18 protein-coding genes and 1 tRNA gene are annotated in these 19188 nt (G+C 56.0%); 4 read left to right on the plus strand and 15 right to left on the minus strand.

Features of this window, described 5'->3' with window-relative positions; genetic code table 11:
- The first annotated feature begins 38 nt into the window (after positions 1-38).
- Positions 39-185 carry a class IIb bacteriocin, lactobin A/cerein 7B family gene (locus tag ACFSKT_RS20195; RefSeq protein WP_377718412.1) on the plus strand — a complete coding sequence of 49 codons (147 nt, stop codon included), beginning with the start codon at positions 39-41 and terminating at the stop codon, positions 183-185.
- Between the two features lie 407 nt (positions 186-592).
- Here the strand turns inward: ACFSKT_RS20195 and ACFSKT_RS20200 are convergent, their stop codons facing one another.
- The gene (locus ACFSKT_RS20200) at positions 593-1396 is read right to left on the minus strand and encodes an SDR family oxidoreductase (RefSeq protein WP_377718411.1); all 804 of its coding nucleotides are present in this window, start codon (positions 1394-1396) and stop codon (positions 593-595) included.
- A gap of 55 nt (positions 1397-1451) precedes the next feature.
- Positions 1452-2798, minus strand: a complete 1347-nt coding sequence (locus ACFSKT_RS20205; RefSeq protein ID WP_377718410.1) for an LLM class flavin-dependent oxidoreductase — start codon at positions 2796-2798, stop codon at positions 1452-1454.
- A gap of 388 nt (positions 2799-3186) precedes the next feature.
- Here ACFSKT_RS20205 and ACFSKT_RS20210 point away from each other — a divergent pair, with 388 nt between their 5' ends.
- A complete protein-coding gene (locus tag ACFSKT_RS20210; protein WP_377718409.1) occupies positions 3187-3945 on the plus strand; it encodes an SDR family oxidoreductase in 759 nt (252 codons plus the stop codon).
- A 41-nt stretch (positions 3946-3986) separates the two neighbouring features.
- Here ACFSKT_RS20210 and ACFSKT_RS20215 read toward each other — a convergent pair whose 3' ends face one another.
- The 3 genes from ACFSKT_RS20215 to nrdR form a co-directional block, all read right to left on the minus strand.
- A complete protein-coding gene (locus tag ACFSKT_RS20215) occupies positions 3987-4373 on the minus strand; it encodes a MerR family transcriptional regulator (protein ID WP_377718408.1) in 387 nt (128 codons plus the stop codon).
- A 321-nt stretch (positions 4374-4694) separates the two neighbouring features.
- Positions 4695-4767, minus strand: a tRNA-Ala gene (locus ACFSKT_RS20220).
- A 49-nt stretch (positions 4768-4816) separates the two neighbouring features.
- Positions 4817-5296, minus strand: a complete 480-nt coding sequence (gene nrdR, locus ACFSKT_RS20225; RefSeq protein WP_148930538.1) for a transcriptional regulator NrdR — start codon at positions 5294-5296, stop codon at positions 4817-4819.
- Between the two features lie 159 nt (positions 5297-5455).
- On the opposite strand from nrdR, the gene ACFSKT_RS20230 reads away from it, so the two are divergent.
- Positions 5456-5674 carry an alpha/beta-type small acid-soluble spore protein gene (locus ACFSKT_RS20230; RefSeq protein WP_148930539.1) on the plus strand — a complete coding sequence of 73 codons (219 nt, stop codon included), beginning with the start codon at positions 5456-5458 and terminating at the stop codon, positions 5672-5674.
- A 348-nt stretch (positions 5675-6022) separates the two neighbouring features.
- Positions 6023-7666, plus strand: coding sequence for a pectate lyase family protein (locus ACFSKT_RS20235; RefSeq protein ID WP_377718407.1), 1644 nt, complete (start codon positions 6023-6025; stop codon positions 7664-7666).
- A 27-nt stretch (positions 7667-7693) separates the two neighbouring features.
- Here the strand turns inward: ACFSKT_RS20235 and ACFSKT_RS20240 are convergent, their stop codons facing one another.
- From ACFSKT_RS20240 to pstB, 10 genes are all read right to left on the minus strand, one after another.
- Complete coding sequence (locus ACFSKT_RS20240) at positions 7694-8170, minus strand: hypothetical protein (RefSeq protein WP_377718406.1); 477 nt, start codon at positions 8168-8170, stop codon at positions 7694-7696.
- Positions 8171-8403: 233 nt separating this feature from the next.
- Positions 8404-8982, minus strand: coding sequence for a lytic transglycosylase domain-containing protein (locus ACFSKT_RS20245; protein WP_377718405.1), 579 nt, complete (start codon positions 8980-8982; stop codon positions 8404-8406).
- Entirely contained in the window at positions 8979-9575 is a 597-nt protein-coding gene (gene coaE, locus ACFSKT_RS20250) for a dephospho-CoA kinase (protein WP_377718404.1), read from the minus strand. The genes ACFSKT_RS20245 and coaE overlap by 4 nt, the downstream gene beginning before the upstream one ends.
- 31 nt (positions 9576-9606) lie before the next feature.
- Positions 9607-10326 carry an MntP/YtaF family protein gene (locus tag ACFSKT_RS20255; RefSeq protein WP_377718403.1) on the minus strand — a complete coding sequence of 240 codons (720 nt, stop codon included), beginning with the start codon at positions 10324-10326 and terminating at the stop codon, positions 9607-9609.
- 113 nt (positions 10327-10439) lie between these two features.
- Positions 10440-11294 carry a DNA-formamidopyrimidine glycosylase gene (mutM, locus tag ACFSKT_RS20260; RefSeq protein ID WP_377718402.1) on the minus strand — a complete coding sequence of 285 codons (855 nt, stop codon included), beginning with the start codon at positions 11292-11294 and terminating at the stop codon, positions 10440-10442.
- Positions 11295-11521: 227 nt separating this feature from the next.
- Entirely contained in the window at positions 11522-14182 is a 2661-nt protein-coding gene (polA, locus tag ACFSKT_RS20265; RefSeq protein WP_377718401.1) for a DNA polymerase I, read from the minus strand.
- A gap of 156 nt (positions 14183-14338) precedes the next feature.
- Entirely contained in the window at positions 14339-15553 is a 1215-nt protein-coding gene (locus tag ACFSKT_RS20270; RefSeq protein ID WP_377718400.1) for an EAL domain-containing protein, read from the minus strand.
- Entirely contained in the window at positions 15531-17033 is a 1503-nt protein-coding gene (locus ACFSKT_RS20275; RefSeq protein WP_377718399.1) for a GGDEF domain-containing protein, read from the minus strand. Before ACFSKT_RS20275 ends, ACFSKT_RS20270 begins: the two co-directional genes overlap by 23 nt.
- Positions 17034-17695: 662 nt before the next feature.
- Positions 17696-18352, minus strand: coding sequence for a phosphate signaling complex protein PhoU (phoU, locus tag ACFSKT_RS20280; protein ID WP_377718398.1), 657 nt, complete (start codon positions 18350-18352; stop codon positions 17696-17698).
- Positions 18353-18414: 62 nt separating this feature from the next.
- Positions 18415-19173: a phosphate ABC transporter ATP-binding protein PstB gene (gene pstB, locus ACFSKT_RS20285; RefSeq protein ID WP_377718397.1), complete on the minus strand. Its 759-nt coding sequence runs from the start codon at positions 19171-19173 to the stop codon at positions 18415-18417.
- Positions 19174-19188: the final 15 nt, after the last annotated feature.

Genomic DNA, 19188 nt, shown 5'->3' on the forward strand with positions numbered 1-19188 from the left:
CGATGGTAAAATTGATCTATCGATTACGGAGGTGCGCTATGGCTGAAGAACAAAAAAACGTGGATGAACAAGCGCCAACTGAAATTGAGTTGGATGATATTCAAGAAGAATTAACTCAGCAGGATTTGCAAGAGGTCAATGGCGGCTGGGGTCCAAACGTTCGAATTAAAAGGCGTGGACGCTAAGAAGAGGGAATCCTCTTCTTTTTTTTGCCTCAAGCTAGCCGAAAGATCGTATCCATGAGCCCCCAGCTCGGATGAAGCGGATGCGCGATCGCCTCGCGGTCCAGCGACGAATACAGAAGGCAATGGCCGATCCGGCATGAAAAAAGCACCCTCGATGGGGTGCTCTCGCTACTTCACTAGGAATATATACTGTGATCAACGTTTGTCCCGCCTACATGTACAAAATCGATTTGACGGCCGACACCAGCAAGCGTTTCATCGATCGGAAGAATCTCTAACTCTGGTGTTATCCATACTCTTTTCATCCTATTTCTCACCCCCCGATTCATTTTTCGTCATCAGGAAGGAAATTCCTTTTTTTGTGACAAAGGCGCTTTGAGGAGCGCCTGCTTGTAGCGATAACCGCCTTATAATCCCTGTTGATGGCCGCCGTCGATTACGATTTCCGTCCCGGAGATCGAAGCGGATTTATCCGATACGAGGTACAGCGCAAGTTCGGCAATCTCCTCCGGATAGACAGCTCGACCAATCGGAATGGCTGCAAGAAACTGGGCCTTGTGCTCGTTAACCGAAATGCCTTTGGCGGCTGCTTGTTGCGCGACGAGCTCTTCCCCCTTTTCCGTCTCCGTTAAGCCAGGGGAAATAACGTTAAGCCGTATCCCTTGAGGCGCAAGTTGTCGTGCGATTCCCTTGGAGAAATTCAGCAAAGCGGCATTCGTAATCCCTCCAGGAAGTAAGCTTGGCGAAGGATTTCTGCCCGCCGTGCCGATGATGTTCACGATACGCCCATCGCCTTGTTTAAGTAACTGCGGGAGCACGGCACGAATTGTACGAATGTAGCCAAATAGCTTCAAGTCCCATACATTGGCGAAATCCTCGTCCGTTAACTCCAAAAACGATCCTGATTTAGGCGCTCCAGCATTATTGATCAGAATGTCGATTCGGCCGAATGCGGCCAGTGCAGCGTCGATGAGCCGCGCGGCACTATCCGCCTCCCTTAAATCCGCTTGGAACGTAACGATTTGGGCGCCTTCCGAACGTGAAGTACCGGCGCTTCGAATGCTTTCCTCCGCCTGACGAAGACGCTCCTCATCCCTTGCGGCTATCAGCACATGCACACCCTCTGCATGCAGTTTTTTTGCAATGGCTAGGCCGATCCCGGCACTACCTCCCGTTACGATCGCCGTTTTCCCCTCTAATTGATAGGTCATATCGTCCGTCCTCTCCTTCAATTGGTCGTGAATGATGGAAATTTCTGCGGATCACTTACGTGGTTAAAGCTTCCTTGTGAGGAGTCCAACCATTCGTCGGACGCGCTAAGCCATAGTTCCCGCGCAGCGTGCGACTCTCATACTCCAACCGGAACAATCCTCTGCGCTGCAATTCCGGGACCACCAGCTCCGCGAAGTCCTCCAGTCCTCCTGGCAAATAAGGCGGCATCACGTTAAATCCATCGCTCGCTCCTTGCTCGAACCATTCCTCTAATTGATCGGCCACCTGAACAGGGGTCCCTGCGAACACCCGATGTCCGCGGCCGCCGGCCAACTTATAAATGAGCTGTCGGATCGTTAGGTTCTCGTTCGCGACCAGATCGGCTATGAGCTGATAGCGGCTTTTATTGCCGTTAATCTCGGTCACTGGAGGGAGCTCGGGCAATGGACCGTCCAGCGGATACGAGGAGAAATCTATGCCGGTAACCCACCGAAGCTGATTAAGCCCATAAGCCGGCACCGTCAACTCATTCAGCTCCTGTTCCTTCTCCCTTGCTTCCGATTCGGTCGGCGCGATGATCGGGCAAATTCCCGGCAGAATCTTGACTGAATCGGGATTACGGCCAAACTTTGCTACCCGTCCTTTCACATCGGCATAGAACTGCTGCCCTTCCAACAGCGTCTGCTGCGCAGTGAAGATCGCCTCGGCGTATTGCGCCGCGAATGCCTTGCCGTCCTCAGAGGAACCCGCTTGCACAAGAACAGGATAACCTTGCGGGGTGCGCGGCACGTTAAGGGGTCCCGTTACATGGAAATAGTGACCCGCATGGTGGATCGCAATGACCTTGGAATCGTCCGCGAAGATCCCGGATTCGCGATCGAACACGATCGCATCGTCCTGCCAGCTATCCCACAGCTTAGTCGCTACATCGAGGAATTCGCGAGCCCGCTCGTACCGTTTGGCATGCTGCAGGTGCTCATTATTGCTGAAGTTAGCCGCCTCGAATTCGCTTCCCGAGGTGACGATGTTCCAGCCCGCGCGTCCATTGCTGATATGATCCAGAGAAGCGAATTTGCGCGCAATGTTGAACGGCTCGTTAAAGGTCGTCGATACGGTGCCGATCAGACCGATATGCTCCGTTACGACAGCCAACGCGGACAACAGCGTGAACGGCTCAAGGCCGACATGGGAGCCGTGGCGGATATTCTTTCCGACGGACAGCACATCCGCCAGGAACAGGGAATCGAACTTCGCCTTCTCCGCGATTTGCGCAAGACGCGTAAAATATCGAATATCCGTTGAACTCTGAGGGTTTGCATCCGTTCGGCGCCACGCCGCCTCATGATGGCCGTGATTTAACAGGAACACGTTCAGGTGCATTTTTTTACGTGTTTGACTCATAGCAAGCACTCTCCTTTTTTCATCTCTCCAAGATCACGTTTTGCCCCCGCGCTATTCCCGTAATACAAAAAGAGCCCATTCATAGATACAATGAAGGGCTCCGGTTGTTCCGGTCGCATGAATTTATTAATATCATATAGACTTACTTGGATTAATGCTATATTAATGCTATTGTTCCTAGCCGTCAACCGCTAACTGTAAATGAAATAAACCGTCACTGCATTCCCCTCTACCGTTACCTAAGCGGATGGGCCCGTTGCTCCCGAATCTGCTAACAGGGTCTCTTGTTATCACCGAAAAATTAGCTATTGACCTTCACGTTAGTGTGAACCTTTATACTCGCCTTAGAAAGACGGCAACACACATTTGAACGGGGAGGAACAAGATCATGAGCACGTATGAAGGAAAGAAGGCTGTTATAACGGGCGGTACGCACGGTATGGGGATGGCAGTGGCCAAATCATTGCTGGCGGGGGGAGCCGAGGTCATCGTGACAGGGCGCAATCCGAAAAATGTAGAAGATGCGAGAGAGGAGCTCGGAGCAAAGGCACATGTCATTCAATCCGATGCATCGCTTATGGCGGATATTGATGCATTACGTGCTTATGTCGCCGAACGGTTCGGGCAGATTGACTTCGTCCACATCAATGCCGGAATCGCACTGCTCGAAGCTTTCACGGAAGTGACCGAAAGCTCGTACGACAAGACATTTGACGTGAATACGAAGGGGGCCTTCTTTACGGTTCAGCGTCTGGCGCCATTCATTCGAGAAGGCGGATCGATCATATTAACGTCTTCTGTGGCAGATGAAGGCGGCAATCCGGGAATGAGCGTTTACGGCGCTTCCAAAGCGGCGCTGCGTTCGTTTGCCTCAGGCTTTGCCGCTGAACTGCTGCCTCGGGGCATTCGCGTCAATGTGGTAAGCCCCGGTTTCATCACAACGCCGACGATGGGTGTAGCCGGATTCTCGGACTCGGAACGGGCCGCCTTTGAGAAGCTTGGCGACCAGATCACGCCAATGAAACGTCACGGCTCGCCGGAGGAAGTGGCCAAGGCCGTTCTGTTTCTCGCCTTTGAGGCCACCTTCACGACAGGCGCCAAATTGTCCGTAGACGGCGGTCTAGGACAAGGCCTTAACGTGCAGTAGGGAACGATGGCACAGATGTCCGCTGTGTCATGCCAAGAAGCTCACGCACGCTGGACGGATATCTGCATCTTATCTTGGCTGGCAGCCGTCAGCTCAATCTGCCGCTCCAGCAGCCGCTTCAATTGGAGCATGGAATCGATCTGGCTTTTCACCTTGCGTAGTTTTCCTTCATAGATTTCCTGCATTTCTTCGCAGTATTCGTAATCGTCCGGCGAGGCAACCTCACACTGGAACAAGCTCCGTATTTCATCTGTCGTCAATCCCAGCTTCAAATAAAGCTGAATCGATCGGATCCGTTCGACGGCAGATTCGCTAAACTCCCGATAGTCGTTGTCAAGTCTGTCGGACGTAAGCAACCCTTTTTCTTCATAATGTCGTATTGCGCGCGGGCTGACACTGGTTAGACGGGACAATTCGCTAATTTTCATTTTTGGGGGCCTCCTCGCACGAGATTCATCTCAATTATATGTCGGTGTGCTTATGGAAAGAAACAATTTCATCGCAAGGAGCACTGGCGTTGCATGAAAGACGCCGCGCTTGTCCACGAAAGTTAATAGGGAGAAGCTTCCTCGCATGTTCCCTGTGCGCAGGACTAGTCCCCTGGTTTGCCCATTTGTAATTCTATCAACACAAAAAAATCCGACCTAAATGGTGCCTATTGGTCGGACATCAAGCCTAAGGGGAATTCATCTCCCGCTAGGCAATTCATACGAAAAAGCCATCACAATTGTGATGGCTTTTCATTCGTATGGAGCCTAGGGGGATCGAACCCCTGACCTCATCGCTGCCAGCGATGCGCTCTCCCAGCTGAGCTAAGGCCCCGTGTATGTCTTACAGACAAGTAAGATCATACCACGTGCGCTCAGCGGTGTCAATCTTTTTTGCCGCCGCTGAGCGGGTGGTTCGATAACAAATTGTTGAGTTCCTTCATGAACATGTCGATGTCCTTGAATTGACGGTACACGGAGGCGAACCGAACGTAGGCCACTTCATCAACCGGGTACAACTCGCCCATGACGATCTCGCCGATTCGCTGGCTATCGACTTCCGTTGAAGCGGTATTGCGTAACTCTTTCTCCACTTGGGAAACAATAACCTCGAGCCGTTCGACCGAGACCGGACGCTTTTCGCATGCCCGAATGAGACCGCGCAGCACTTTGTCGCGCGAGAACTCCTCGCGGCTGCCGTCTTTCTTAATGACGATTAGCGGCGTCTCCTCCACCATCTCGAAGGTGGTGAAGCGGCGGCTGCACTTCTCGCATTCCCTTCTGCGGCGAATGGACTTATTCTCGTTCGCGGGCCGGGAATCCAGCACTTTGGTGCCTGCATAATCGCAATACGGACATTTCATCGTCCTTAACCTCCAGTTCTGTAAGCCGCTTCAGCCGGCGCGATGCCCGCCCGTACTAAGGTGAAACGCTTACGGAAACATTTGCTAACAAATTCGTTGTAATGAAAACCGTCAAGCCGAAACATAATACTGTTACCAACCGCAAGGAGGTGAACAACAATGAGCCAAAATCGCAGCAGCAATCAACTGGTTGTACCACAAGCGAACGCAGCCCTCGACCAAATGAAATACGAGGTTGCTCAAGAGCTGGGTATCTCCATCCCACAAGACGGTTACTACGGTAACATGGCTACGCGTGACGCAGGTTCCCTCGGGGGCTACATCACTCGTAAGCTGGTCCAAATCGCTGAACAGTCCCTTGCCGGTCAATACAAATAATCACTAAGATGGTTGAAGCTTCGGTCAAGCCGCCCTCCACAGGCGGCTTGTACCGGAGCTTCTTTAATTTACGCGCATAGCCTTCGTTCATATTATAAGGGCTTTTTGGATGCAAGGCAAAACCAAATAGCCACCTCGATTAGAGCTCCTGCTTAATATTCCAATCTTCCCCGTTCAAATCCTGCATGCCTTCGCATAAATATAGTCAATGTCATTATTTTTTCGGATAGTGCTCGCATGGTTTCGATTTCCCTTAGACGCCTTTGGCGTTAAATCAGCAAACTTCGCTCCTGTCCATTAACCGTCATCGGGCAAGTCAACGTGACAGAACGGAGGCAGTGAACCGCAATGGCTTTCATCAATGTGCTAGAGGCTCCTTATCTTGTTCAGCTCGATGGCGTTTTTGACGCCTCGATCGCAGTACAACAAGCCATCGACGACCTTGTCAGACAAGGCGGAAACGGGACCGTATACTTACCGGGTGCGAGTCAGCCTTACTTTTGGCGCTACCCCGTTTTTGTTCCCAGCAACATCCGGGTTGTTGGGGATGGCATGACGACAAGGCTTCGCGTCGCCATCAGCGGCGATGAGGGCCGTTGCGCCTTTGTCGTTGGCAATAGCCGCGAATGGAATCGGGCGCGGCGAGATATGCTTGTAGCCTCCAAAATTCGAGGAACGCTCCGGAACGATGCCTTCACGGACATTCCCTTTCAGGACGGCAGACGATTGGAACCCGACGACAGCCGAATTAGGTCCAGGTACGCCAGCATAGAAAACTTATTCATCGATTTCGACTACACTTCGACGCGATCGAATAGCGGAGGTTACGCGATTCAATTCGCGCACGCAGCCAACTGTTTCGCCCGGAATATCTGGATCCGAAACGCGACGCAGGGCATAGGTATCGGCAACGACGTGGATGGATCCACCCCCGGATGCGTGGAGACATGGGCGGAGAACATTTACGTCGAATCGCCCAACAAAGTCTCCTCCTATTATTCGATTGGGTTTATTGCCAACAGCAATCGGTGTTATATCCGCAACGGAGAATCCTACGACCCGGTTGCCGAGACCACCGAACACGGGTCGCTTGCTTCGATCGCGAATTCGAACGCCTGCCGGCTGGAGCATATCCGGGGCCATGTGGGCCGCGGCCAAACCTCGGAAGGGATCCTGATTAACAACTCGCGCGCATGTACCGTGGATACGGCTCATATCGAGAATGCCCGGGTGGGCATAGCAACGCACTTTTATAGCGACGCGGCAAGAGGCGGCATCATTAACGCCGCACATCCCAACCTATTTCGTAATATCGTCGTGAAAAATTCGGACACCATGTTACAGCTTTCCTCGAAATACGATCTATTCGAGCATGTCAGAGGCTTTGGCAACTTGACCGATATCTACTTCAATCTGAACGCGACTGATAATCGAATCCTGGATTCCACTTCGGACCGGATCGGCAAATCGGCCGAGATCGCGACGCTGTCATGGGTGCTGCAAAATAACGTTGTTGGCCCGCGCGAAGGCAAACTTGCGACCGAAGATACCGTATTTCACCCGCTGCATTTTCTGATGCCCCATTCGCACGATGGGATACGCGCGTTTAATCATAATTACATGTCCTTTAATGGAGCTATTAATTGCAGAATCATTGTTCCCTTGCAAGTTCTCGGTATCTATAGTTTGAAGAGCTTTCGTCTGTACTACACCTTTTATGCCGGCAGCGATGCCGCCCAATCGTCGATCGTGGTCACCATCTACCGCCGCCTGACATTCGACAGCAATATCAGCGCCCCGCATCAGGTCCTTAAAAGCGCGACAGCCGGCCCTACCGGTTCAGCGACACAAGACGGCATGATCGACCTGGAAGTCAACGCATTGCGAGCTTCAGGCATCTCCAAAGACATCATTATCGATATTCAGGTGAATAACCCCGTCATGCACTCCATGTTGAAACTCGGGCGAATTACCTCGTATATTAATGAATGAACCCAACAGCGGCTTCGCAAGCGCAACCTAGTCGTTTGCGAAGCCTGGTGTTACCTCATTCTCCTCCATCCATAACACGAAACCCGATGTTCCGCTGAAATTACCGGGAGACACATTAGACGCGATCTGGATCGTATAGCTTTCGCTTATCGGCACATCCTTTATCGTTTCAATCTGTCCGATCCCCATTCTTTTCGCTTGTACGCGAGCCTTGCCTTCTTCCCATAAGCTTAAATCGTAATTATAGCCTGGCGGGGATTGGAGATGCACCGTGACCATTTGTGGCGCTGTAGGTTTGGCTCGTTCGATACGAGCGTAGCCATAGGAACGCCATATTTTCCCCCAATAGGTATCCATGGCCGCATTGGTCCAGTACAAACCGCCTGAAGACTGAAAAAACAACGCCGTTGGTCTTGGTTCAAGCTGGGGTTCAGCGGATAATACCGGAGTGGAAACCGCGACGACGAACGAGGCAATCGATAGCAATGCCAACCCTAATTTCATTTTCGCTTCCTCCTCAAGGCAAGGATTTAGTTCAATTATGGCATGTAATGGAGACAGAACCATCATTCCCCATACCTAGACGGACGAGAATTTTTCGACACGATCAATCCTGTTCCGTTCGCTTCGCGTCGTGATACGATACTGCAAGCACAAAAAAATCGCCGGCAACTTAGTCGCCGACGGTAAACGGAATGGTCTATTCTTTCATGCGTGCCCGCAGTCTACATGAGAAGCTAAAAATCCGGGTACAGCTTCCTGTACTTATTATAATAATAAATGACGCGTTGTACATAGTGCCTGGTCTCGCCGTACGGAATGTCGTCGAGCGTCTCTTCCTTGCCGTTCCACGTGCCGTCTGACAACCACCGTTTCACCGATCCGGGTCCGGCATTGTAGGCGGCCACGGCAGCAAGACGGTTGTTGTCGAATTGCTTGTGCAGGGATTGCAAATACCAGGAGCCGATCTCGATGCCGATATCGGCGCGGGCGGACAGGTTGTCCAGCGTAACGCCGTTAAAGCCCCCGCGTTCAACGATCCACTTCGCCGTGTCCGGCATGATCTGCATAATGCCGACCGCGCCTTTCTTCGACACTTTGCTCGGGCTGTAGTTCGTCTCCACGCGTGCGATCGCGGCGATGAGATGCGGCTCCAGGCCGTAATTCTTCGCGCTTACGCGAATATCCGCTTCGTACGAGATCGGATACATCCAGCGTCCGATCCAATCGGAGTTGAGAAATAAGAGGCCAACCAGCGCTACGACGAGCAGCGCCAGCATTCTACGCCGAAATTTAGGTTTATTTACGATTTTCATGCCAATCCCGCTTCGCGCCAAAAGTCGTCTATCTGCCTTTCCGTGGCCTTCAAGTCCCCGCTATTATCGATGGCGTAGTCGGCCTGCTTCCGCTTCTCTTCGATGTCCATCTGCAGGTCGATGCGCCGAACCGCCTCTTCCATCGGCAGCGAATTGCGGGCCATCAGCCGTTCGATCTGCAGCGCTCTCGGTATGTAAACCACCATGATTCGCGGATAGCTATCCGCTTGTCCCGTCTCGTACAGCAGCGGTATATCCGCGACGACAAGGCCGTTGGGATCGGCCGCTTCGTAGGCCTCTACCTGCTGGCGCATGCGCGCCCGGATGGCGGGATGGAGAATGCGTTCAAGCTGCTTCAGCTTGTCCGCGTCCGCGAACACGATGCTCCCCAGCTCGCGCCGGTCCAGCGTCCCGTCCTCCGCGATGACGCGCTGGCCGAATAACGCGATTATCTCGTTCAGCGCCGGTTCGCCGGGAAGAACGACTTCCCGGGCGACCTTATCGGCGTCGACGAGTTGGGCACCCCGGCGGACGAGCATGGACGAGACCGTGCTTTTGCCGCAGGCGATGCCGCCCGTTAACCCCAGTATCATGCCTTCACCTCATTACTAACCTCTTTGCCCGTTAGAGCAGTTTCATAATTCCCATTGCGATCAGCATCAATCCCGGCAGCACCGACAGCGCCTGCATGCCCCGCATCCCCGCGAAGCGAAAGCCAAGCTGCATGCCTCCCAGCAGAAACAATCCGCTGGATGTGCAAATGATAAGCGCGGTCAGCACCGGCGGAAATCCGACCATCGCTGCGCCTAAGCCGGCGCCGAAGCTGTCCAGCGACAGCGCGAAGCCGAGCAGTACGGCCTCGGAAGCGGAGATGATGCCCGAGCGGTCCACGTCCGCGATTTGCGGCGTGCGCAAAATTTGAATGACCAACCCCAGCCGCTTCAGCTCCAAGATCACGATCGTTTTGGTCGTTTGCCAGTCGCTGGCGGACGGCGCGCCGTCCGGATCCGCTACGGATGTCGTCGCGGTTCGAACGTCCGCTTCGTCCTCCGTCTCTTCGTCTTCCCCTTTGCCTCGGCGGAAATGCTGGATCAACGCCCACGCGCCGATCAACACGAGCAGCGCGGCGCCGGCCCAGCTGGCAAAATCCGGCGAAAGATAACCGGCCAGCACGGTGCCGATCTGCATCGATAACCACACGACAAATCCGGAACAAAGCGAAATGATGACAACCGAGAAGACCGGTATGCGGATCCGGCGCAATCCGTAAGTTACGCCCACGCCCAATCCGTCCAGACTGACGGCAAACGCGAGCAGCAGCAAAGATGCAGCATGTGCGAGCAACCGATGTCCCTCCCATGATGGCCAATCGTGAACTTTCTTTGCGAAAGAACACGTATATTCGCCCATGAATGGTACATCATATGCGGAACACCCGCCCGCAGGTGCATCGCCCGCTATTCCCGCGCGGCCGGCTTCGGCCTTGGCGGCTTCTGGCAGGACGGGCACGTATGCGTGCCGCGTCCGCCGACGACCGACTTCTCGATCGCCCGGCCGCAGCGGCTGCACGGTTCGTTTTTGCGTCCGTAGATGAGAAGCTGATGCTGGAACATGCCCATCTCGCCCTGCCCGTTCACGTACGACTTGATGGACGAGCCGCCCGCGTCAACCGCGCGTTCGAGCGTCGAACGCACTGCTTCATGCAGCTTCTGCCACTCCGACGACTTCAGTGTATCAGCCGTGCGCTCCGGATGGATGCCCGCCGTAAACAACGCTTCGTCCACGTAAATATTGCCAAGCCCGACCACGTATTCCTGATTGAGCAGCAGCGGCTTGATTTTCGTCGTGCGGCCCGCGAGCGCCTGCTTGAACGCCCCCAGCGTGAACGACTCGTCCAGCGGCTCGATGCCCAGCTTCATAAGCGGCTTCTGCTCGAACTCCTCGCCCGGCGCGAACAGATGCATCGTGCCGAACTGGCGGACGTCCTTGTAGCGCAGCTCCGTGCCGTCATCAAAATGGAAAATGACGTGTGTATGCAGCTCGACCGGCTCGTCCTGTCCATAGACGCCATAGCGTCCTTCCATCCGAAGATGGGACACCAGCACGAGATCGTCGAGTACGATCCTCAGAAACTTCCCTCTTCGTTCCACCGTGCGGATCGTCTGCCCGGCCAGCGCCGCCGCGAAAGCTTCCGGCTCCTGCGGACGCTGGACGATGCGCGGCAGCGACACGGTCACCCGGTCGATCCGTTTGCCCGCGACCAGCTGGATCAGCGTCCTTCGCACGGTTTCAACCTCCGGCAATTCCGGCATATGTCTTCCCTCCCTGATGCAAACGGCCGATGCGGCGCGCGCCGCAACACCGAAGCAGGCCAAGGCAAGCCGCTTCGTCCGAAACGCCTGTCTTAGCCCGCTGCTTTCCTATAACTTCGAATTTCGTTCAGGTTCCCGATCCGGAACGCAAATGAAACGATGCGTGAAAAAAGTCAATACCGCATGACCATTATACCTTAAATCGGGGACGAATGCCTCCTGCTCGTCTACTTCGCCTCATACCAATTGATACCGTAATTGACGTCCGCCCGGAGCGGCACGTCCAGTTGGATCGCGCTCTCCATCACTTCCGGCACGAGCGTCTTCATCGTCTCGAGCTCGTCCTCCGGCACCTCGAACACCAATTCGTCATGCACTTGGAGCAGCATGCGGCTGCGCAGCCCGCGCGCTTCCAATTCCTTGTCCATCTTCACCATCGCCAGCTTGATGATATCGGCGGCGGTGCCCTGGATCGGCGTGTTCATCGCCGTGCGTTCCGCGAAGGAGCGCAAATTGAAGTTCGAGGCTTTGATCTCCGGCAAGTACCGGCGGCGTTCGAGCAGCGTCGTGACGTATCCGTCGCGGCGCGCCTGCATGACGATATTGTCCATATACCCGCGAACGCCTTGGAACGCCTCGAAATATTGCTCGATGAAGCGGCCTGCGTCTTTACGCGTAATGCCCAGGTTGTTCGACAGGCCGAAGTCGCTGATGCCGTAGACGATGCCGAAGTTGACCGCCTTCGCCTGGCGGCGCATGTTCGCGTCGACTTGCTCCTGCTGTACGCCGAATACGTCCATCGCCGTCTTCGTATGTATGTCGATGTCATTCAGGAACGCTTCCTTCATCTTCTCGTCGCCCGAAATATGCGCGAGCACCCGAAGCTCGATCTGTGAATAGTCGGCCGCCAGAATGTACCAGCCCGGCTCGGAGGGCACGAACGCTTTGCGGATGCGGCGTCCTTCCTCCAGCCGGATCGGAATGTTCTGCAGGTTCGGGAATTGACTAGACAGGCGGCCCGTCGCCGCGATCGTCTGCCGGTAGTACGTATGGACTTTGCCCGTATCCTGCCGGATCTCCTTCAGCAAGCCTTCCACATAAGTCGATTGCAGCTTGGACAGCTGGCGGAAGTGCAGGATGAGCCGGACGATCTCGTGATACGGCTCCAGCTTCTCGAGCACCTCGGCGTCGGTCGAATAGCCCGTCTTCGTCTTCTTGATGACCGGGAGCTGCAGCTTCTCGAACAACACCTCGCCGAGCTGCTTCGGCGAGTTAATATTGAATTCCATCCCGGCATGGGAATAGATATCGCTCATGTATTGCGCGATGTTGCGCTCCAGCTCGCGGCCCAGCTCCTGCAGCACCTCCGGATTGACCTTGATGCCCTTCTTCTCCATGGAAGCAAGGACCACGGACAGCGGCTGCTCCAGCTCGAAATACAGGTTGCTCATGCCGTTCTTCTCCAGCTCCTCGTATTGGAGCGGGATGAGCCGCTTCACGCAGGCCGCCTTCTGAGCCAGATGACGCGCGAGCGCGTCCGCATCCGGCACTTTGAACTTCGCGCCTTTGCCGTACACCGACTCGTCGGATGCGATGGACGGAATGCCGTATTTGCCCGCCAGGAACGAGAGCGTCTGGTCGGATTCCGTCGGGTCGAGCAGGTAGGCGGCCAGCATGACGTCGAAAGAAGTGCCGCGCAGCTCGATGCCGTGCCACGACAGCACAAGCTCCGCCTTATGTAGGTCATAGCCCTGCTTCGGCGCTTCCGGATCGGAGAGCCAGCTTCTGACCGGCTCGCCGGCAGGTCCCATAAGGGTATCGTGCGAAAGAACGAAGACGCGCTCGCCCGCGCTGAGCGCCAGGCCGAGCAGCGGCGCTTGATGCGCGTTCTCGCCGACGGCTTCGATGTAAAGACACTCGGTGCCCGCAAGCGCCTCGTTCAGCGTCTCGGCCGACGTCGATTCGTCTACGACGATCAGCTCATAGCTCTCATCGGCCGGGATCGCGTCTGCGCCAGAAGCGTCCGAGGCGTTCAGGTCGAGGCGTTCGATCAACGATTTGAACTCCAGCTTGCGGAACGATTCGGCCAGCGTCGCCTTGTCGTAGCCGCCGTAAGCGATCTCGTCGGCCTTGCTCTCGATCGGCACCTCGCGGAAGATCGTCGCCAGCTTTTTGCTCATGATCGCGTCTTCCTTGTGCGTCTCGACCTTCTCTTTCATTTTGCCCTTCAGGCTGTCCGTGTTGGCCAGCACGTTCTCGACCGAACCGAATTCGTGCAGCATCTTGAGCGCGGTCTTCTCGCCGACGCCGGGGATGCCGGGAATGTTATCGGACGTATCGCCCATTAGCCCTTTCAGATCGATGATCTGCAGCGGGGTCAAGCCGTATTTCTCCTGAATCGCGCCAGGGTTATAGTGTTCAATCTCGGTGACGCCCTTGCGGGTGATCGCGATCGTCACATGGTCGGAAGCCAGCTGCAGCATATCCTTGTCGCCCGATACGACGACGGCCTGCACGCCGCGCTCGTCCGCGATGCGCGTCAGCGTCCCGATAATATCGTCCGCCTCGTAGCCTTCCAGCTCGAATTGCGCGATGCCGAATGCCTTCAGCGTCTCCTTCAGCACCGGGAACTGCTCGGACAGCTCCGGCGGCGTCTTCTGGCGTCCGCCCTTATATTCCTCGTAGCCTTCATGGCGGAACGTCACTTTCCCTGCGTCGAACGCGACGAGCATATGCGTCGGTTTCTCTTCTTCCAGGAGCTTCAGCAGCATCTGCGTAAAGCCGAAAACCGCGTTCGTGTGCATGCCGGCCGAATTCGTCAAAGGCGGCATTGCAAAGAAAGCCCGGTAAGCGATGCTGTTACCGTCGATCAAGACCCATTTTTCCATGTCAGGCACCTCGCGCACTTATTTACTACCCGTTATCATAGCATAAAGCAGACAAGCTTTCCCACTTTGCGCCGCCGATACCGCCTGGTAATCGTAATCTTGCCCGTGAGACGAAAAGACCGGCCATCCGCATGGCCAGTCTGGATACGCTCTTCTTCATTTCTCCCCATGATGGCCCGTACTAATCGCCTCTTGCGGCCTGCCGAGATGGTACCCTTGCGCCAGAGGAACGCCCATATCACGGATGTAAGACAGCTCTTCCTCCGTTTCGATGCCTTCGGCAATGATGGCGCTGCCCATTTTGGAGGCGAATTCGGTAAACGTGTGCACGATATGCCCTTTCACCGCATCGGCATGAATGCCGCGAATGAGCGAACGGTCGATTTTGATAAAATCCGGCTGCAGCTCCACGATTGATTGGAGAGAGGAATAGCCCGCGCCGGCATCGTCGATCGCGATCTGGAATCCCTGGCTCCGATAATGATCGAGCGTCCGCTTGGCCGTCTGGAAATCCTCGATCGAGCTGCGCTCGGTGATCTCGAACACGACGTGGTGCGCGGAGAGGCCCATGTTGGCTAGCAGCGACAACGTCTGCCCCGGTGTAAATTGCGGATCGTCCATAATTTGCGCGGTCAGATTGATGAACAGCTTCTGTCCGCCCGCCAGACCCGCGCTCGACTCGATGGCGCGCTCGCGGGCCAGCCGGTCCAGCACGTACACCATCCCTTCCGCGGACGCGAAATCGAACAGCTGCTGCGGGCCCGGGAACCACCGGTTGGCGGGAAAGCGGCTGAGCGCCTCGTAGCCGTACACCGATTCGTTGCGCAGCGAGATGATCGGCTGGAAGACCGGGTAGAGCAGCCGCTGCCGCGTGAGCTGCTCGAACAGACGCAGCTTCATGCTGCGTTCCGTCGCGAACAGATGCTGGCCGTGTACGAGCGCCCGCTTCATCCCTTCGTACCACCACGACGAATTAAGGCGCTGGCCGTTATCCCGCATATAGGCGATCCCCGTATGCAGCGCCATGCCAGGCAACATATCCGATGCCGCGATGCCGCGGTACGACGGCTCCCACTCGCGCTTCAGCCGATTCGCGAGTTCCAGCAGCCGCTCCTCTTGCAGCTCCGCGTCATCGCCGGACATCGGCAGGCAAAGGAACAGATCCTCGCGCATCCAAATCTGCTGCACGCCGGGCAGCTCCGCGCGGAGCGCTTCCGTCTCCCGCTCGACAAAGCTCCTCCACTGCGCGGCCGACCAGCTTCTGCGCCGGTATTCGTCCTTGCCCGGCCCATGCCAAGCCATATAGATGATGCCGGCGGCACCGGGTCGCGATTTGCCCCACAGCCGGCTATAGTGTCGATTCATATCCATGACTTGCTCCACGTTGATTTCGTTCCTCTCCCCGATGCATTTCAAACACGCCGCCGCTCACATACGAGCTGCCTCGCATGCTCTTGGCCCGCTTCTTCAATCGCGCGGCCGCCTGCGACAAATTCTCCGGCGTGACCGGCCGGTCGCCGTCCCACCGCACGAGCGAGACGGACAAGCTGACCCCTTCCTGGTCGACCCGGTTACCCGAACGATCCGACACGGCCAGATTGTCCGCTCCGCCATAGAAACTCACGACGCCGTCGTCGAATCGGCTTAGGACCGATCGGCACAACGTCTCGCCTTGACCGGCATCGGCGATAACGATGAAATCATCGCCGCCAATATGGCCGACGAAACTGCCGTTCGGCGCCGCCTGCCTCGTTTCCTCCTGTAGGACTGACGCGCAGTATCGAATCAACGCATCGCCTTGGCTGAAGCCGAAGCGATCGTTGAACCATTTGAAGTAGTCCATGTCCGCGTACAGCACCGCAAAGGGGCGCCCTGCGGCGATTCGCCGCTGCATCTCCCGGACGATCGACGCATTGCCCGGCAAGCCGGTAAGCGGGTTGGACGTTCTCGCTTCCTCCGTCCGCAGGTTCGTCATACACTCCAGAATGGAACGGATCGACGCGGCCCCCAGCAGCCGGTCGTCCCGCGTGATGACGACAACGTCGTATAGTTTGGCATGATCCCTCGCGGTCGCCAGCTGCGAGACCGACTCCACCGAGCTTTCGGCGTCGACGATGAGCGGATGATCGTCCATAATTTTCTCGATCGGACGGTTCCAATACAGCGCGATGCCGAACGGCCCGGCAAGCAATTGGTGCAGCTTCTCTTTCATTATCAGCCCGACCGGACGCTGCCCCGCCACGATGACCGCCCCTTGCAAGCGCTCGTTCATCTCGAACAGCTTGCCGACCTCCGATACGCGCGTTTTCACGTCAAATACCGGAATTTGCTTCGCCAATGCGCCGATTTGGAATGCGTCTCCGACAGGTGCTTGTCCAGCATCCGCCGGCTCATCCTGCTCGTCATTGCGCCCGCGGACCGGCTGCCGAAGCGGCTCGCTCGCGGCCGACAACGCTTCCTTCAGCGCGCCGTATATCATCGATTCCGCCGAACGTCCTACGCCGGAAGGGTAAATCGCCGAGCTGCCGATCGCATAACCGGCATAATCCCGCTGTCCGCCTCGCTGCGCTGCCCGCAGACATTCGCGCAGCGCTTTCGCTGATTGGGCGATAAGCCTGTCCAGCCGCACGTCCTCGCGCTGCCGGCCGAGCAGGAAATAATAATCGTGATTCATCCGGTACTGCCAAAATAAGCGGCGTTCCTGTTCCATCCAATGCCGGATGGCCGCCAGCTCGTCGTTTCCCGCTCGGTCAATATGCAGCAGAATAACCCCGACCCCGCCATGATGCCAGCGCTCCGTTATTTTCTCCATCAACGTTCGATCCAGCAATCCGTATCCGATCTCTTCCACGGCTATCCCCTCGATGCGAATGAACTGATTCTCTTGCACTATTTCGCTATTGTAGCACCGGATTGTTTAAGGAGCGTTCCGGGTTTGTAAAGCGTGGGTAAAAGGGGCGCAATAAAGGGCTTCGCCCTCCAGGATCCTCCGTTCTCGCTCCCCCTTCCCCCTCCGCCGCAATGCTGTCAGGTTAAGAATGGCTGCGCCCCGTTGACCCCGCTTTTGTTGCTCCCTCCTCCCTCCTCCTCCGCCGAGGAGGCTCCAAAGGGCTTTGCCCAAGCGTATGCTTCCGAAGTGCGTTTTCCTTAGAAACGCTCAGGACTCCCTATTTCGTGCTGGCATGTTTGTTCGCGGTCGGCGATTGAGCTTGAGCGGGGCACGCTTTTGTCCTGCCGGACAAAGCTTCAGCGGGTTTAAGTCCTTCTCAGACATAAGCGTGTTGAAGCCTGTTAACCGCTGACCGTCGCTGGCTTTCTCCCTATGCTTTTCGTTAACCTTACAGCATTGCCCTCCGCCGAGGGGAACCAGAAGGTTATGGATTATGTAAGTAAATAAACGATCAATAATAAAGTTAAGACCAAGGTGAAAATTTGAATAAAAATAGTGCCACAGGAACATGATCCTGTGGCACCACTTTGTTTGTCTTTAGGGTCGCAACGAGAAATTCGAGGCTACACGTTCAAATCCGGCCGTTTCCCGAGCACCAGATACACGACGCTCTCGCCGATGTTCGTCGCATGGTCCGCGATCCGCTCGACGTAGCGGCCGGCGAAGCTGATCATGCCCGCCTGCGTGATCGTCTGCGGGTTGCTCACCATCAGCTTGAACAAGTCCTGCGTCACTTGATTGTACAGCGCGTCGACCTCGTCGTCGTCCTTGGCCATCTTGTACGCCAAATCGACGTTCTCCTGCACGTAGGATTGGATCGACTCGTGAATCATCTGCTGCGTCAGCTCCGCCATGCGCGGAAGGTCGACCAGCGGCTTGACGAGCGTCTGTCCTTGCAGACGAAGCGTAATCTTCGCGATATCGACCGACAGGTCGCCCATCCGCTCGAGATCCGCCGCCATCTTGAACGCCGTCAGAATCCGGCGCAAATCCTTCGCCACCGGCTGCTGTGTGGCGATCATCCGCGCGCCGAGCTGGTCGATGCGTTCTTCCAGCTCGTTTAGCTTGCGGTCCTCTTCCACGATGACGCGCGCCTTCTCGGCATCCAGCGTCTGCAGAGACGCCATCGCCTCCGCAAGCGCATGCTCGACGCGTTCGCCCATCTCGACGAGCAGCTCCTGGAGCTGCTTCAGTCCTTCATCCAGTTCTTTGCGTCTCACGTACGCTTCTCCCCTTCGTCGGCGACTCGCCGCCCCGTTATCGCTTCTTGCGAAGACTCTTGTTAACCGAATCGGCCTGAGATGTAATCGTCTGTCTCTTTCTCGGACGGGTTCGTGAACATTTTGTCCGTCTCGTCCGTCTCGATCAGCTTGCCCATATAGAAGAATGCCGTCCGGTCGGATACCCGAGCCGCCTGCTGCATGTTGTGCGTCACGATGACGATGCAGTATTCCTTCTTCAGCTCTGCGATAAGCTCCTCGATCTTCGAGGTCGATACCGGGTCGAGTGCGGAAGCCGGTTCGTCCATCAGAATCACCTTCGGCTTGACCGCGATTGAACGCGCGATGCACAGCCGCTGCTGCTGGCCGCCCGAGAGCGCGAGCGCGGAATTGTGCAGCCGGTCCTTCGTCTCATTCCACAGCGCGGCCTTGCGGAGGGAGTCCTCCACGATCTCGTCGAGCTTCTTCTTGTTCTTGATCCCGTGATAGCGCGGACCGAAGGCGATGTTCTCGTAGATCGACTTATGGAACGGATTCGGACGCTGCCACACCATCCCGATCTGCTGACGCAGCTCGACGACGTCGATCGACGGGTCGTTGATGTTCACATCGTCGATCCAGATCTCGCCGGTCGTCTTCACGCCGCCGATCGTATCGTTCATCCGGTTCAAGCTTCGCAGGAAGGTCGATTTGCCGCAGCCCGACGGACCGATCAAGGCGGTGACTTGCTTAGGCGAGAAGGAGAGCGACACCTTCTTCACCGCTTCCTTCTCTCCGTAAAATACGCTCAAATCCTTCACTTTCATCCCGGTGGTTGCCATGTGCGATTCCTCCTG

It is taken from the genome of Paenibacillus xanthanilyticus, assembly GCF_042682185.1.
GTDB lineage: Bacteria > Bacillota > Bacilli > Paenibacillales > Paenibacillaceae > Paenibacillus_Z > Paenibacillus_Z xanthanilyticus.

Bases quoted from the DNA above. Each gene is read 5' to 3' on its own strand.
- ACFSKT_RS20195 (WP_377718412.1), top strand. From the start codon at position 39: ATGGCTGAAGAACAAAAAAACGTGGATGAACAAGCGCCAACTGAAATT.
- ACFSKT_RS20200 (WP_377718411.1), bottom strand. From the start codon at position 1,396: ATGACCTATCAATTAGAGGGGAAAACGGCGATCGTAACGGGAGGTAGT.
- ACFSKT_RS20205 (WP_377718410.1), bottom strand. From the start codon at position 2,798: ATGAGTCAAACACGTAAAAAAATGCACCTGAACGTGTTCCTGTTAAAT.
- ACFSKT_RS20210 (WP_377718409.1), top strand. From the start codon at position 3,187: ATGAGCACGTATGAAGGAAAGAAGGCTGTTATAACGGGCGGTACGCAC.
- ACFSKT_RS20215 (WP_377718408.1), bottom strand. From the start codon at position 4,373: ATGAAAATTAGCGAATTGTCCCGTCTAACCAGTGTCAGCCCGCGCGCA.
- nrdR (WP_148930538.1), bottom strand. From the start codon at position 5,296: ATGAAATGTCCGTATTGCGATTATGCAGGCACCAAAGTGCTGGATTCC.
- ACFSKT_RS20230 (WP_148930539.1), top strand. From the start codon at position 5,456: ATGAGCCAAAATCGCAGCAGCAATCAACTGGTTGTACCACAAGCGAAC.
- ACFSKT_RS20235 (WP_377718407.1), top strand. From the start codon at position 6,023: ATGGCTTTCATCAATGTGCTAGAGGCTCCTTATCTTGTTCAGCTCGAT.
- ACFSKT_RS20240 (WP_377718406.1), bottom strand. From the start codon at position 8,170: ATGAAATTAGGGTTGGCATTGCTATCGATTGCCTCGTTCGTCGTCGCG.
- ACFSKT_RS20245 (WP_377718405.1), bottom strand. From the start codon at position 8,982: ATGAAAATCGTAAATAAACCTAAATTTCGGCGTAGAATGCTGGCGCTG.
- coaE (WP_377718404.1), bottom strand. From the start codon at position 9,575: ATGATACTGGGGTTAACGGGCGGCATCGCCTGCGGCAAAAGCACGGTC.
- mutM (WP_377718402.1), bottom strand. From the start codon at position 11,294: ATGCCGGAATTGCCGGAGGTTGAAACCGTGCGAAGGACGCTGATCCAG.
- polA (WP_377718401.1), bottom strand. From the start codon at position 14,182: ATGGAAAAATGGGTCTTGATCGACGGTAACAGCATCGCTTACCGGGCT.
- ACFSKT_RS20270 (WP_377718400.1), bottom strand. From the start codon at position 15,553: ATGGATATGAATCGACACTATAGCCGGCTGTGGGGCAAATCGCGACCC.
- pstB (WP_377718397.1), bottom strand. From the start codon at position 19,173: ATGGCAACCACCGGGATGAAAGTGAAGGATTTGAGCGTATTTTACGGA.